This is a genomic window from Pseudoalteromonas sp. NCCP-2140 (genome assembly GCF_023708065.1).
In the GTDB taxonomy this organism is placed as follows: domain Bacteria; phylum Pseudomonadota; class Gammaproteobacteria; order Enterobacterales; family Alteromonadaceae; genus Pseudoalteromonas.
This window is the reverse complement of the sequence record NZ_BRCZ01000007.1, coordinates 140,138-154,292: the sequence shown is the minus strand read 5'-3', so window position 1 is coordinate 154,292 and position 14,155 is coordinate 140,138. Positions and strand designations below refer to the sequence as shown.

Annotated in this window: 13 protein-coding genes; 7 read left to right on the top strand and 6 right to left on the bottom strand. The window is 43.0% G+C overall.

Annotated features, from left to right (window positions below; translation table 11 throughout):
* The first annotated feature begins 37 nt into the window (after positions 1–37).
* Positions 38–1,156, top strand: a complete 1,119-nt coding sequence (locus NFU46_RS15075) for an alpha/beta hydrolase (RefSeq protein WP_251602908.1) — start codon at positions 38–40, stop codon at positions 1,154–1,156.
* On the opposite strand, the gene NFU46_RS15070 is transcribed toward NFU46_RS15075, so the two are convergent.
* On the bottom strand, positions 1,157–1,426 hold the full coding sequence (locus NFU46_RS15070) for a hypothetical protein (protein WP_251602869.1): 270 nt from the start codon (positions 1,424–1,426) through the stop codon (positions 1,157–1,159). It abuts the gene before it with no gap.
* Between the two features lie 94 nt (positions 1,427–1,520).
* Positions 1,521–2,609 carry a hypothetical protein gene (locus tag NFU46_RS15065; RefSeq protein WP_251602867.1) on the bottom strand — a complete coding sequence of 363 codons (1,089 nt, stop codon included), beginning with the start codon at positions 2,607–2,609 and terminating at the stop codon, positions 1,521–1,523.
* Between the two features lie 338 nt (positions 2,610–2,947).
* On the opposite strand from NFU46_RS15065, the gene NFU46_RS15060 reads away from it, so the two are divergent.
* The 3 genes from NFU46_RS15060 (at position 2,948) to NFU46_RS15050 (ending at position 5,008) form a co-directional block, all read left to right on the top strand.
* Positions 2,948–4,099, top strand: coding sequence for an RNA ligase RtcB family protein (locus tag NFU46_RS15060; protein ID WP_251602865.1), 1,152 nt, complete (start codon positions 2,948–2,950; stop codon positions 4,097–4,099).
* On the top strand, positions 4,096–4,755 hold the full coding sequence (gene prfH / locus NFU46_RS15055; protein ID WP_251602864.1) for a peptide chain release factor H: 660 nt from the start codon (positions 4,096–4,098) through the stop codon (positions 4,753–4,755). Before NFU46_RS15060 ends, prfH begins: the two co-directional genes overlap by 4 nt.
* Positions 4,756–4,834: 79 nt before the next feature.
* Complete coding sequence (locus NFU46_RS15050) at positions 4,835–5,008, top strand: hypothetical protein (protein WP_405030678.1); 174 nt, start codon at positions 4,835–4,837, stop codon at positions 5,006–5,008.
* Positions 5,009–5,075: 67 nt separating this feature from the next.
* On the opposite strand, the gene NFU46_RS15045 is transcribed toward NFU46_RS15050, so the two are convergent.
* The 3 genes from NFU46_RS15045 to NFU46_RS15035 form a co-directional block, all read right to left on the bottom strand.
* On the bottom strand, positions 5,076–8,291 hold the full coding sequence (locus NFU46_RS15045) for a S41 family peptidase (RefSeq protein WP_251602862.1): 3,216 nt from the start codon (positions 8,289–8,291) through the stop codon (positions 5,076–5,078).
* 157 nt (positions 8,292–8,448) lie between these two features.
* Positions 8,449–9,816: a 5-methyltetrahydrofolate--homocysteine methyltransferase gene (locus tag NFU46_RS15040; protein ID WP_251602860.1), complete on the bottom strand. Its 1,368-nt coding sequence runs from the start codon at positions 9,814–9,816 to the stop codon at positions 8,449–8,451.
* 28 nt (positions 9,817–9,844) lie between these two features.
* Entirely contained in the window at positions 9,845–12,259 is a 2,415-nt protein-coding gene (locus NFU46_RS15035; RefSeq protein WP_251602858.1) for a TonB-dependent receptor domain-containing protein, read from the bottom strand.
* Between the two features lie 126 nt (positions 12,260–12,385).
* Here NFU46_RS15035 and NFU46_RS15030 point away from each other — a divergent pair, with 126 nt between their 5' ends.
* Genes NFU46_RS15030 through NFU46_RS15020 form a run of 3 tightly spaced genes read left to right on the top strand, consistent with a single transcriptional unit; the run spans position 12,386 to position 13,812 of the window.
* Complete coding sequence (locus NFU46_RS15030) at positions 12,386–12,901, top strand: DUF2796 domain-containing protein (RefSeq protein WP_251602856.1); 516 nt, start codon at positions 12,386–12,388, stop codon at positions 12,899–12,901.
* Positions 12,898–13,365 (top strand): Fur family transcriptional regulator, encoded by a 468-nt coding sequence (locus NFU46_RS15025; protein ID WP_058586015.1) that lies wholly within the window; start codon positions 12,898–12,900, stop codon positions 13,363–13,365. The genes NFU46_RS15030 and NFU46_RS15025 overlap by 4 nt, the downstream gene beginning before the upstream one ends.
* A 45-nt stretch (positions 13,366–13,410) precedes the next feature.
* The gene (locus NFU46_RS15020; RefSeq protein ID WP_251602854.1) at positions 13,411–13,812 is read left to right on the top strand and encodes a MerC domain-containing protein; all 402 of its coding nucleotides are present in this window, start codon (positions 13,411–13,413) and stop codon (positions 13,810–13,812) included.
* A 60-nt stretch (positions 13,813–13,872) separates the two neighbouring features.
* Here the strand turns inward: NFU46_RS15020 and NFU46_RS15015 are convergent, their stop codons facing one another.
* Positions 13,873–14,118, bottom strand: coding sequence for a DUF3297 family protein (locus tag NFU46_RS15015; RefSeq protein WP_171037140.1), 246 nt, complete (start codon positions 14,116–14,118; stop codon positions 13,873–13,875).
* Positions 14,119–14,155: the final 37 nt, after the last annotated feature.

The window sequence follows — 14,155 nt, the reverse complement described above, 5'->3', positions numbered from 1 at the left end:
CTGTATTAGTGGTTTTTTACTCTGTACTAGTCATGTAATGGCTGAACCAGCTGCAGATGATGCGGTTACACATTACAGCCAACATACGCATACTATCGAATCAAGTAATCTTAGTGAGCAACGCACTGTCGTTGTGCAATTGCCAAAAAGCTATCAAACACATCCAAACAAAAGGTATCCCGTTATTTACCGTTTAGATGGGGCCGGTAATTTACCATTGATTAATGCTGTGCTTGAACGCCTACAAGAAAATGATCAAGCGCCAGAGGTGATTGTAGTTGCAATTGAAAGCACTAATCGACTTAGAGATTTTTATCCTACAGTGAACAAAGAACCACAAGGGCCTGTTGGTGAAGGCGGTGGTGCAGCAAAGTTTTTAGCTTTCGTAGAGCAAGAACTGATGCCTTTGGTTAATAAACAGTATCGTACTCATGATTATAGAGTTATTGCAGGAGCCTCAGCTGCGGGTGTATTTGCTCTTTACGCAATGCAAGCTGACCCTGAGTTATTTCAAGCGCACATTGCATATAGCCCTGCGGTATGGTGGAACTATGGCGCCCCGGCTAAGAGTCTAAATACCTTTGTTACTAAAGCCAAAAGTATTAACAGCTATGTATATATGAATATCGGCGAAGAAGCCGGCATTATGCGCGAAAGATACGATGATATGCAGCAAACGATGCAAAATAGTAAAGTACCAAATCTGCGCTTTAAGAGCGACGCCTTTGCAGGCGTTTCGCATAACCTAACCTCAGCTGCTGGGGCATTTAATGCGTACCATGGCTTATTTTTATCTAAACATATGCCTTTGAGTGCACTAGGCGATGATGTTTCATCAATTGATGCCTATTATCAACGTTTATCTCAGCAATGGGGCGAGCAAATAGCGCCACCAGACCGCGCTGTTAGGATGCTGGGTTACAGCTTAACGGATAACCAGCAATTTGAGCGGGCTATTGAGGTGTTTAAGTACAATATCAAAAACTACCCTAAATCAGCGTATGCACTGTCAGCTTTGTCATATGGCTATGAAATGCAAGGTAATACTCGCCAAGCATTAGTTCAAATCGAGGCTGCAATCGCTGTTGCAGATGACTCTTATCCCTACCCAGATTACTTAAAAGAGACAAAAACGAGGTTACAAGGGCAGCTATAGTTAATAAGCGCGCTCCCCTAAGTCATACGCAAAATAACCATAGGTCGCAAAGATCATCATAATAATGAGTGAGTAATGCATCGCTCGAGCGAGTACAAGGTCAATAGGGCGTGCGTGGCGAAGTATTGCCTCATCGTTAACGATGGTTGCTTTTGCTGGTTTTTGACGACGAATTACTTTGCCATACATGCTCACTCTTATACCTATCCCTTTATCCCAAAGAGGCTCGTGTATTCCTTCTTCACGCATTTTCTTCTCAATATGCTTCATCGAAATGCGAGTGAAGCATAGAGTTGAGATAAGAAAAGAGATAAATACAGGAAATGATATTATAAAAAAAATGAACTCGGGTATTATAAACATATTAAAACCAGTCAACACTTGAACTTAAATCATATACTTTACCAGATATAAATTGTCCGAAAGAATCACCTGCTTTTCCTGCTGCATAGCCTGCAGCTAAACCAGCTCCGATTAATATAACCCAACCAACAGGCCCCATCGCAATTGCTATACCAACGCCTGCATTTACTACTGCACTCCCTACTGCAATGCCCGCAGCAGCACCTGCACCAAACCCTGTTGTTTCTACAACAGCACGACGTTGCCAATCTTTCCCAGCTTTGTAATCACTATAAACGCTGTCAATTCGAAGCCCTGCATCTAAAGCTATAATGGCTTTTCCGGCGATATTTGCACCTTGCTCTAACTTACGTAAATGCTGAATATTTGCTAACGAAGACAATTGCAAAGGGGCTGAGCTTCTAGCGCTTTTAGCTATGTTAATTCCCCGCTGTGGGTTTGACCAAATATTACCTCGCGCTGAGGCTTTGATTCTTCCTTTAAATTTAACCAGCTCAGATTGAAATTTTGTATTTAATTCTAAATGAGCTTGTTTTGCTGCATTCCCTAACTTTATTAATTCAAGTTTGGGAGCTTTGTTTTGTGCAGCTTCGCGAACTTTTAATAAGCTTACTTGGTATTTTAAAATAGACTTTCCAAAATCACTAAGCCTAACTTGGCTAGATTCTAGGGAAGTGGCTGCTGCGCCAAGGGCTGTTAGGGAATCAAACTTTTTACCTGCAACTGGAAGCTCTGTAATTTTTCTTACTTTATTGATGTAAGGGGAAATCTCAGCCTCATACAATTCTGCAATTGCCAGAGCATCTTCATCACCAAATTGGTTAACTATAGTGCTAACATTTCTTTTAGTATGCTCTGGCCATGAAATTGTGCTGTCGAGTGCACAAGCAATATCAGGACGTGTTCGTCTAAAATCACTCATGTCACCTTGTTCAGGACTTCTAAGAATGAATGGAGTACCTTGAGGAATGAAGTTCCCGATAATGTGGGGGTTATCTTTTCTAAACTGTTTTAAAAGTTTAAGGTCATTTTCGTTAATTGGTAAGTTTGTTCTGCTTTTGGTATTAAAGCATAAGTCAAAATTAGACATAATATCCCTATATTAAAATCAATCCATTGAGCGAACAAAGTAGCAGAAGTGTTTATTTTATCAAGTGGCTAAAGTGGGAACTTTGCATGGAGTTATTAATTTTTTAGTTGCTTTCACTTTTTAAGATGTTTACAATCGCCGCGATTTTAACCATTCACACACTGTAGAGGAGTAAACAATATGACTTATACAACTTGTTCCTTTGCAGGTCGTTTTCTTGCCTAGCTCGAAGCTATTTCTTTATTAGCTTTTCAAAGCTAAGCCTGATCAATTAATCAAAGACCTGCCAAATCATTTTTCGTTAGCATTTTTCTATTGCAGAGAAAGGAATTGGTATTATGGGCAAGTCCGTCCAAAAACTTACTGATAACGTTAGCCTTATTGCGTCTAAAGAGTCGTGGATTGAAGGGCTAGCAATACAACAATTAATTAAAACTTCTGAATTACCTGGTATGCACGCTGTAGCGGGTATGCCCGATTTACACCCTGGTCGAGGTTACCCCATTGGGGCAGTCTTTTTGACAGAAGGTAGAATTTACCCCGCTTTAGTGGGGAATGATATTGGTTGCGGTATGTCGCTTTGGCAAACCAATACTAAGTTAGCCAAGTTAAATGTAGATAAGCTCGCAAAACGCTTAAGCGATGTTGAACAGCCGCTAGATGATAGTTGGCACACATTGATTAGCGAGCGAAAACATGAACTGGCTATCACACAAACTGGTTTTGATAGCGCCCTTGGCACCATAGGTGGTGGCAATCATTTCGCTGAATTTCAGGCGATTGAAGAGGTGTTTGATCAACAAGCCTTGCTTGCTTTAGGCCTACAACCTAAAAAACTGCAGCTATTGGTGCACTCTGGCTCTAGAGGGTTAGGACAAGCTATTTTAGTTAAGCATATTGCAGAGCATAACCATGATGGCCTTGAGGTCGTTAGTGGTGCCTTTACAGATTATATGGCCAAACATGACGAAGCACTGCGTTGGGCACAGTTAAACCGAGAACTGATCGCACGGCGTTTTTTACAAGCTATTCGTGCTGGTGGCGAAGAGGTTTTAGATGTAAATCATAACCTTGTAAGTCAATCACAGATTGCAGGACAAGCAGGCTGGTTACATCGAAAAGGCGCTACACCCAGCGATCAAGGGGCTGTGATGATCCCGGGCTCTCGCGGTGATTACAGTTACTTAGTTAAGCCAACGGCTGAGCAAAACGTAAACTTACGCTCCCTTGCACATGGCGCTGGTCGCAAATGGAAGCGTGGAGAATGCCAAGGCCGTTTGAGTCACAAGTTTAAAAAGGAAGATTTATATCGCACTGCGTTTGGTAGCAGGGTGATCTGTAATGATAAAACGCTGCTTTATGATGAAGCACCACAAGCTTACAAAGACTGCCAAACAGTTATTGATGACCTTGTTGATGCTGGGCTGGTTACTGTAATTGCTAAATTAAAGCCTGTGCTTACCTTTAAAACACAAGGAACGTGCGGATGATCTTAGTGCAATTATCGTCAGGGGCGGGTCCTTTAGAGTGCTGTAAAGCGGTGGCAATGGCTGTTAAGCGCCTTGAGTGTGATGCTAAAGCATTAGCTATTAAGGTGAATGCTCTTGCTGTAGAGCAAGCTGAACTTTCAGGCTGCTACAAATCGGTATTACTTGAATTAACCGGTGCTGAGCCGCGAATTTTAAAACAGTTTGCTCAGCAATGGCATGGCTCGATGTTGTGGGTTTGTCAAAGCCCATTCAGAGCAAGGCATAAGCGTAAAAACTGGTATTTTGGCGGTCAACTATTTGAAATAGCTGAGCAAACTTTTGATAGCGAGATCCGCTTTCAGCAATGCCGCGCAAGTGGCGCGGGAGGCCAACATGTAAACACCACTGATTCGGCTGTTCGTGCTACCCATGTTGCGACAGGAATTACTGTTCGCGTAGAGAGTGAACGAAGTCAGCATGCGAATAAGCGTTTAGCCCGATTGTTGCTAATGCAAAAACTGGCAGAGCAAGCTCAGCAGGCTGCTAGCCAGCAGCAAAAGTCGCGGTGGCAACAACACAATGAGCTGCAACGGGGTAATCCGATTCGTACGTTTAAGGGTCCTGAATTTAGCCAGACTCACAAAGGAAAAGGTATTCAACCAATACAATGGCATTAAAGCCCGCTCTGCAGGCACAAGCCCACGAGCAAGGCACACGGTAACAACTGCTGATATTAATTGGGCAGATATAATTTTTGTGATGGAACATAAGCATAAACAACGCATTAAAGCGCAGTTTAGCCGTTTATTACAATACAAGCCGATTCAGGTACTCGATATACCCGATGAGTACCAATATATGGATGAGGCACTCATTGAAACTTTAAAGCAGTCAGTCGATGATTGCTTGTATATACAAGGTGATGAATAGCTCTTTTGATTAAAAATCAACCCCGCATTGCAGCGGGGTTTTTTTCTTTTTAACAACCAGTTAAGAATTAAAAGTCAGTCGGCGCTGGTGGCACGGTGAGTGGCTTTTTCGGGTTGTCTTTTAGCTCTTTTAATAGCTCTTCTACGGCACGTTCAATCGATGGATCTTTACCTTGGTAGATTAACTCTGGGCGGTCAACAACCTTGATATCTGGAGTGACACCTTCGTTTTCGATGATCCAGTTGCCATCGTTATCTAAAATGCGGAATGTTGCAGCGATAACTTGGCCGCCATCTACTAGGCTTGGGTTACCCGAAATACCAATTAATCCACCCCAAGTACGGGTACCAATAAGCTTACCTAACCCCGCTTGGCGGAAGTAGTAAGGAATAGCGTCACCGCCTGAACTTGAATAACCATTGATCAGCATGGCTTTTGGACCATCATGAGCAAATTGTGGTGTTTTCGTTGGCTCAACACCGCGGCGCTTCCAGTAGTTAAGCGGTTTACGAGCAAGCCAAGTGATCATGTGCTCAGGAATAAAGCCGCCGCCATTGTATCGGTCATCAATAATCATGGCGTCTTTGGTGGTTTGCGGCATGTAGTTTTTGAACATGGCGCGGTTACCTTCGTAGGCTGTATTTGGTAAGTGAACATAACCAATTCGACCATTTGATAGCTTATCAACGTAGGCTGCACGAGAGTTAACCCAATCTAAATAACGCAAACCTTGCTCGCTGGCTACCGGCTTAACGGTAACTTGCCATGCACCTTTGCTGCGCGGCTTACTGTTAAGGACTAGCTCAACTTGCTCACCTTGGGTGTTCTCTAGTAATTCGTAGAAGTTAGCTACGTCTTTTACTGAGCGGCCATTTACGGCAATGATGTAGTCGCCGTTATGTGCTTTTACCCCTGTTGTACCAAGTGGTGAGCGGAAGTCTTCATGCCAGTTTTCACCTTGGAAGATTTGCTCAATTTTTACGTATCCAGATGGATCGCTGGCAAGTTTTGCACCTAATAAACCGTGCTTTTTACGCTCTGCTTTTGGCATATCACCCGACTGCACATAAATGTGGCCTGAGTTAATTTCACCTGCGATTTCACTGAGAATGTAATCTAGGTCACTACGGTGTGAGATAGCATCAGCCATAGGTTGATACTTGGCTAAAATTGCGTCCCAATCTTGGCCGTGATGGTTTTCATCGTAGAACCAATCACGTAATGTACGCCAGCCTTCAACATACATTTGCTGCCATTCGATTTGTGGCTCAATTTTTAAGGTCATGTTACTAAGATCTAGCTTATTCGCTGCTAGGTCTTGTTTTGCTTTTGGCTCAATTAAGCTGTAATCGTTACCCGCATGTACTAACAGGTGCTCACCATTGCTCGAAATAGTGTAGCTGTTTACCCCTTTAGCCACGGTTTCAAGCTCGCTGTCGTGAGCTGTGCCTATTAATTGTAGGCCGCCATTAGCCAGTGTTAGCACGCCATCTTTTACGGCCGTTAAACTGCGATAATCTCCAGCTGGCGCATTTAAAGCGGTTACACGCTGCATAAAGTCGCTGCTTTGCAGGTTATTACTGTTTTTCTTGTCGTCATCTTTTTGTTTATCGCTGACGATCGCTGTTTCATCACTTTGTAGTGCGATAAGTGGTTTGATACTGTCATTTACGGCAGCGGCATAAATACGCGTTGCACGATTAAACATGTAGTCAAACTCGTAGCTGCTAAAGGCTAAGTTAAAGTCGCGCTCAGAACTAAAATACAGGTATTGACCATCAGGAGAGAAAGTTGGGTTTTGCTCATTGGTCATTTCATCCGTTAAGCGAGTCACTTTCTTTTTATCAATATTGTAGTGCCACAGTGAGGCATAGCGGTTTTCATTGTTTTTTACATACACAATGTCTTCGCTATTTGGCGACCAAGTATACTGGCGAATACCTTCTTCATCGTAGATGCTGGTATCAATTTTGTGCTGTTTACCCGATTTTGCGTCTATCCACCAGAGTGTGTGGTTCTTATCAGCAAATAACAGTTTTGAGCTATCAGGTGACCAAATTGGTGTAAAGCGCCAAATAGTGCCGTTGCTGGTTAGCTGCTTAGTGGCATTGTTGTCGCTGCGATCTTTTAAGTAAATTTCGTATTCGCCGCTTTCATCGCTCATATAAGCAATATAACGACCATTTGGCGACCAACTTGCGTCAATCTCGCGGCCTTTTGCTGTGTAAGATAAGTTACGTGTTGGGCCTTGTTTAACCGGTACGCTAAATAGCTCACCGCGGGCAGTAAAGAGTGCACGCTTACCATCATGAGAAATCGACATTGAGTCGATAAAGTCACTCACATTTTTTGTGTACGGCATTGCGTATTGACGCACACCAGCAATGTTAATACTTAGCTTGCTGCTTTTTTGATTTTTTGGATCAAAGCGATAAAGGTAACCACCGTTTTCATAAACAACAGCATTTGGGCCAGCTGATGGCCACAGTACGTCAAAGTCTTTATGGTTGGTTAGCTTTTTCGGCTCAGCGCCTTTTTGGTATTGATACAGGTTAAGGGTGTAATCACGGTCAGATACAAAGTAAATGTTGTCGCCAACCCAGGTTGGTTGCTGATCGGTAGCGCGGTTAGTGGTTAGCTGCTCTGAGGTATTGTTTTTTAGATCGTAAACCCAGACATCTTGTGCACGACCGCCACGGGTACGCTTCCAAGTACGAAATTCACGGTCAATTGGCGTGTAAACATATTTACTACCATCTGGCGAAAGCATACCGCCGCCCGTTTCTGGAATAGCCAGAGGCTGCTCAAGGCCACCGTCAGCAGGCACCATGTATGGACGACCCATACGTTTACCCCACGGTGTGCGGTTAGCACGAAATACCACATTTTTGCCATCTGGTGTCCAATCGAGAACACGATAATCAAAACCGCCGCGTGGTGGCATTGGGCCAACATCGTTGTAGTAAGTCAGTTGCTTTAAGTCAGAGCCATCGCTGTTAATTACATAAATTTGGCGGCTGCCATTGTATTCGGCTGCAAAGGCAATGCGTTTACCGTCAGGTGAAAACTTAGGGAAGGTTTCAAAACCAATATGGTCGGTTAAGCGTTTGCTCTCGCCTGTTTGCGTATTAGCAATGTAAATATCACCACCGTACACAAAGGTAACGCTTTGGTTATGAATATCTGGAAAGCGCAGTAAGCGCGTGTCTTTAGTTTCGTAAGCTGATGCCCAAGGTGCCAGTGTCGCAGCCATGGCCAGTGCCAACGTTGTTAGTTTTTTCATGGGATTACATCCTATTTTGGGAACTGTTACATCATAACAATTCAGTTTTAAATAGCGATGCAGTTGCGATGAAAGTCTGTTACAAAATATGAATAAAAAAAGGTTGGCAGTAAATGCCAACCTTTGCGAGCTATGTCATACCATAAAACATAACTTCTTAGTGGTCGTGATCGTCACTTTCTTCTGCGATACCTAACCAAGTGATGGCGCTTGGTGCAAAAGTCAGTTCAAGATCACCTTCAATTTCAAGATCTTCGATATGTACTTTTAGTACGTGCTGAGCGATAGGGTCAGCAACGTAAGCAAACTCACTATTTTGTGACACAGTCATGCTGAAGTTCATGCCCTCTGGCATCGTTGTTACGTCTTCTTCAGTGATATCTACTTTACCGGCAAGTTCCCAGTGCATGTGGCCGTCGTGCTCATGGGCTTCAAGCACGTTTAAAAAGCCTAAGCTATCAAGTACTAAAAAGTGCTCACCGCTTGCTGAGAATGAGTAAGATACAGCACTTGCGCCTTCATCAAGTTGCCACTCAAGTACTTCCATTTCAGCTTCGCTTGGATTGATACTTACAAATACACCTGATGCAATTGCAATAAAGCTTTCACTACCTTCATGGCCATATAATGTGCCAATACGTGTATCACCTAGAGCATCAATATTGGCGATTTTTTCTGCATGATATTCATCATCATGCTGGTGGGCTACCAGTACACCGTCACCACAGCCAAATGCTACATAATCATGGTTTTGCGCTGCACCGTGTAAATCTGGGCAAGTAACTTCAAATGTTTGTTCAAGCTCATATTCACCGTCATGAAGGTGGAAAACACCCACCTGATCCGGCAGGATTTTAGCGTTTGAAGTGCTTTCGCTATCCGCACGACGCAATGTTGCAACTAGGTGCTCGCCACGTGGCTCAGCAACACCATGCATATTGATGTCGTACTGAATACCAGCAAGTGTCGCGGTTTCGTTAGCAATGTCGTTATCGGTTAACACTTCTACAGAGGCAACTGTACCTGCATCGGCATTACCATCGTAAAACACGGCCATTTGGCCATCATGTTTAACGATGTGAGTAGGGCGGCTGCCCGTTGTTAGCTCGTAGTCACTAAATGCAGGGCCTTGTTTATAATCATGTAAATGCTCGCCATGATCTTCACGCCATAAACCGCTATCAATAAAGCCTAAGTAATCTTGGCTGCGGTTAGCAATAACTGCATAACGGTAGCTTGGTGAAACATTTAGTGAGCTTGAATCATGGATAAGCGAAAACGTTTCTAGTAATGAGTCGTCATCTAAATCAAAGATATTCGCTTCGTTGCTATCAGCTGCTAAAACCGCTAAACGGCCCATTGAGTCAATGGTATAACCGTCATCATGATCATGGTCATCACCACTGTCGTCTGGAACCTCGATAGGGTCTTTCTCAACAATATTTGTTTCTGCGTCACCACATGCGGTGATCAGGGTGCTACTAATTGCCAGTGCCAATAGTTTTAATCTAAATAAGTGTGTCATGTAGGTTTCCTTTATTTGTAATTTTGTTTTAGAAGTAGCCGCGAACACCAAGCGCAAAACTACGCCCAGGACGTGGTGCAATATTTTTTAAGAATGAGCTATGAACGCGGGCTTCTGTGTCCGTTAAATTTGTGCCTTTTAAATAAAGCGATAGATCTTGGTTCAATACCGATAAGTCATAAGAAATACTGGCATCAACAAGGGTATAGCCGTCTGTTGTGGTTTCTTGTTGTGCTATGCGGTCTTGTTCTTGGTAGCGCGTAACGTGAATATTTGCCGTTAGGTTTTCGGTTTGATAGCTAAACTCAGTACCAAAACGCAGTGGTGGAGTACGTGGTAAATCTCCACCGTCTTTTAGGCGCGCGCGTACATAATCAGAGAATAAGTCGACTTTAAATTCGTCGCTTAGCTGCCAAGCAACTTGCGCTTCAAAACCATGTAAAATCACATCGTCTGTTTTAAATAAATAAACCGGGAGTTCAGATGAATGATCGTGCTCTTCTTCGTGATCATGTTCGTCGCCATGGTCGTGATCATGACCGCTTTCAGCGTATAGGCCTGTGTTGATCTGGTAATAATAGTTATCTACTTGGTTGTAAAAGGCATTGAAGATAAAGCCAATATCACCGTCGGTTTTACGGAATGTCAGGTCGATATTATTTGCTGTTTCTAAGTCGATAGCCTCTTCTGATAGCTCAAAATGACCATCATGAGTGTCGAATAGCGCACCAACTTCATAAGTTGCAGTACCAATGTGTGGGCCAAAAGATAACAGCTCAGAAGCAGACGGAGCGCGCTCAGAACGCGATACCGATAAACCTAGGTTATAACCCGGTGTAAAATCCCATACCACACCTGTTGATAAACTGACCGGTGTAAACTCTTGGGCAACATCAAATACACGTGTGTAACCGGGTTCTTCGTGGTCATGATCATGGTCGTGCTCATCACCGTCTTCATCATGTGCATGGGCATCGATCTCAGGTAACAGCACATTATTAGCATCAATAGTAACTCGCTCAACACGACCACCTAATTGCACTAAAAAATCGCCAAAGTGCTTTTCTTCCATAATTGCAAAAGCAATACTTTCAGTAACAGAAGGAGGGGTGAAGGCTTCAGAGCCTTGTGCTTCTACATCACTTTTTTTGTAATGAAAGCTAACGCCACCATTCCACTCATCAAATTGGCTATGCAGAATGTCAACGCGCAGCTCATTGGTTTCATTTTTGAAAGTTGTGCCTACAGCACCGTGCTCGATTTCAGCGTGTTCGTAGTCTGTGTGGCCTGCACGTAAGTTAATTTTGCTTAGCCACTCACTGTCGATATTGTATTCACCAAGTAGCTGGATTTTGGTTTGTTCAAGATCAGCAAAAACAGCTTCTTCTTCGCTGTGCTCTTCTTCGTGATCATGCTCTTCTTCTTCACCATGAGTATGGCCAGGAATACCGTATTGGCGGTTAAATTGCTCAACCGCAACACCAAGGTAACCTTGCTCAAATAAGTAGCTAGTACCAACAGTAAAGCCATCTGAGTCTTCATTACTGTTTTCTACTACGTACTTTGAGCTGTGCTCTGTGTCGTCAATATCGGCGGCAACAGGTACTTCGTAATCGTCTGATTCACGCCAGAATGCATCAGCATAAAAGGCAAATGACTCTGTCCCTGTGGTGGCATTAAACGAAGCAACTTTTTGCTCATCTACAGAGTTATGTTCTAGGTTCCACTCACCGCGTGTTGTGCTGTCTGTTGGTACTCGGCTGTCAACTACGTTGACGACACCACCAATTGCACCGCTGCCATAAAAAAGAGTTGCTGGGCCACGTAATACTTCAATTTGCTGCGCTGTTGATGCTTCCGATGCCACTGAGTGATCAGGGCCAACACGTGACACATCACTTACATCTAAGCCATTTTGCGTAATTAAAACACGTGGGCCGCTCAAACCACGGATCACAGGCGTACTGGCAACCTTGGCATGAAAGTTTGTGTTAACGCCCGGCAGCTTTTCGAGGCTATCGCCAAGCGTTGATGCTTGTTGGCGTCTTAATTGTTCGCCAGATAACACACTAACAGGTGAGGCAGATTCCATTGCCGACATATGAATCGGCGTTGCTTCAACATCAATCACTTCAATCGGTGAGCGCTTTAGATTAAAGGTTGCGCTGTGGTCTTGGTCATTGGCAAGTGTGATATCTCGATGTAAGTGAGCATAACCTGGCGCTGAAATATGTAGCTCTTTTAAGCCGTTATTTAAGCCGCTGATTTCAAACTCACCTTTGTCGTTAGTTGTTACTTTTTGATCAGACCCTTCAAGGTCAACTGTGGCATTAGCCACCGCTTTACCTTGGTTATTTAAAACAACGCCTTTGATCGATTGTGCCAAAACACTGGCTGGTAATAACGCTGCTATGACGACAGCCACTCTTGAGATGTTATTCATTATTCACCATTATAGATATGTTATAATGTATCAATTGTGCTTTAATTGTTATAATGTATCAAGTGTGAATCGACGAATGAGTCTTATTCTTTTTTGTAACAGCATGTTTAAAGTGAGGTAAATGGAGTGATTGGGGTTATAAAAGCAGCAAAATTAGCAGTGATATGCTTTATGGTTGGATGTATCTTTTCAGCTCAAGGGCATCAACACCATCATCATTCACATGGTGAGGGAGTGCTTTTTGTGGTTCATGATCAAGACAAATGGCAGGTTAAGTTCATTTTACCGGCTGGAGATATTTTTGGCTTTGAGCATCAGCCCGAAACAGCTGAGCAAAAGCAAACTATTAAACAAACGTTAGCCCAATTAGCAAATTCACAGCAGTTAGTGACATTTAACGGCGAATGTAAGCTTACTCAAGCAAATTTTGAAAACCCATTTGAGCATCACACTCATGATTCACATCAAGACTTAGAAGTTGAATACTCGTTTAACTGTGATAAGCCCGTCTCTAAAGTCACAGTTACTTTATTTGCATGGGCTGAAGCAATATCTGTTATCGAAGCACAGTGGATCACAGAGCAAGCGCAAGGGATAGCAGAGCTGACAGCAACAAAACCTTATATTGAGTGGCCGCTATGAATAAACAGCGATTAACCAGCACACTTAATAAAGCGAAGCAGGTTTGCCTTGAGCATGGCAGAAAGTTCACCATTCAGCGCAAGCAAATACTGCAAATATTACTAACCACAGACGTGCCGTTATCGGCCTACGAATTGGCCAGTTGCTACAAGCTGCGCACAAGTTCAAGTGTATCTGTTATGTCTGTTTATCGAATCTTGAGCTTTTTGGAGTCGGTAAACCTTGTTCGCAGGCTTAATAGTGCTAACAAATATATCGCTTACGGTACCGACAGTGAGGTTTTTAAGCGTGAGACTTCTTTGTTTTTGATTTGCCGTCACTGCCAAAAAGTTGAGACTTTAGCGGTTTCACAGAGTGACGTTGCAAAGCTTTTCCCTCATTTTGATGATGCAGGTTTTACCTCACAAACAAAGCAATTTGAAATGCTGGGAGTATGCAATGAGTGCCAAGCAAAACTTGCTTGATGCACTTTTTATAATTCATGTGTTCAATTTTGTAGGAATTATTCAGTGAAATTACAAGAAATAATGGACAAGTTTGCCATCGGGTTATCAGCTATGTGTGCTATTCACTGTTTAGCTGTGCCTGTGTTTTTGGTTTTATTACCAAGTGCTGCAGCACTGGGTTTAGGTAACGAGCAATTTCATTTTTGGATGTTAGTTGCGGTACTGCCAAGCAGCTTATTAGCACTATTTTTAGGGTGTAAAAAACATAAACGTTATCGATTATTGATGCTAGGTGGTGCAGGGCTGGTGTTGTTGTCTGCAGCGGTGCTGCTTGGCGAAAATGTTATTGGTGAGGCTGGCGAAAAAGTACTTACTTTATTGGGTTCGCTCTTTGTAGTCACCGGGCATTGGTTTAACTTTCGCTTGTGTGGGAAAAAACGAGGGGCTGAGTGTCTAAGCTCGTAAAGATATAAACTTGTTGACCAACCATTGTGTTGGCCAACAAGCTAATTCAGCAAAACTGAATTACTTGTAGAATACTTCTACAGTGCCTTTTACTTTTAATAGTAAAGGTTGGCCGCGGCGATCAAGGGCTTTTGGAGAAGCGACTTTGATCCAGCCTTCGCTGATATTATATTCTTCAACGTCAAAACGCTCTTTGCCGTTAAGTTTTACACCAATTTCATGCTCGAAAACTTCTTCCACATAAAATTTACTACGTGGATTGATAGAAAGTTGGTTTGGTAATTCTGGTTTTTGTGTATCAGTCATAGTTGCGATCTGCATTGAATAAATTGTGCGCCATTGT

Excerpts from the sequence above, each read along its gene's own strand:
- NFU46_RS15070 (WP_251602869.1), bottom strand. The coding sequence starts at position 1,426 with ATGAAGCATATTGAGAAGAAAATGCGTGAAGAAGGAATACACGAGCCT.
- NFU46_RS15025 (WP_058586015.1), top strand. The coding sequence starts at position 12,898 with ATGAATAAACAGCGATTAACCAGCACACTTAATAAAGCGAAGCAGGTT.
- NFU46_RS15040 (WP_251602860.1), bottom strand. The coding sequence starts at position 9,816 with ATGACACACTTATTTAGATTAAAACTATTGGCACTGGCAATTAGTAGC.
- NFU46_RS15065 (WP_251602867.1), bottom strand. The coding sequence starts at position 2,609 with ATGTCTAATTTTGACTTATGCTTTAATACCAAAAGCAGAACAAACTTA.
- prfH (WP_251602864.1), top strand. The coding sequence starts at position 4,096 with ATGATCTTAGTGCAATTATCGTCAGGGGCGGGTCCTTTAGAGTGCTGT.
- NFU46_RS15015 (WP_171037140.1), bottom strand. The coding sequence starts at position 14,118 with ATGACTGATACACAAAAACCAGAATTACCAAACCAACTTTCTATCAAT.
- NFU46_RS15075 (WP_251602908.1), top strand. The coding sequence starts at position 38 with ATGGCTGAACCAGCTGCAGATGATGCGGTTACACATTACAGCCAACAT.
- NFU46_RS15035 (WP_251602858.1), bottom strand. The coding sequence starts at position 12,259 with ATGAATAACATCTCAAGAGTGGCTGTCGTCATAGCAGCGTTATTACCA.
- NFU46_RS15045 (WP_251602862.1), bottom strand. The coding sequence starts at position 8,291 with ATGAAAAAACTAACAACGTTGGCACTGGCCATGGCTGCGACACTGGCA.
- NFU46_RS15060 (WP_251602865.1), top strand. The coding sequence starts at position 2,948 with ATGGGCAAGTCCGTCCAAAAACTTACTGATAACGTTAGCCTTATTGCG.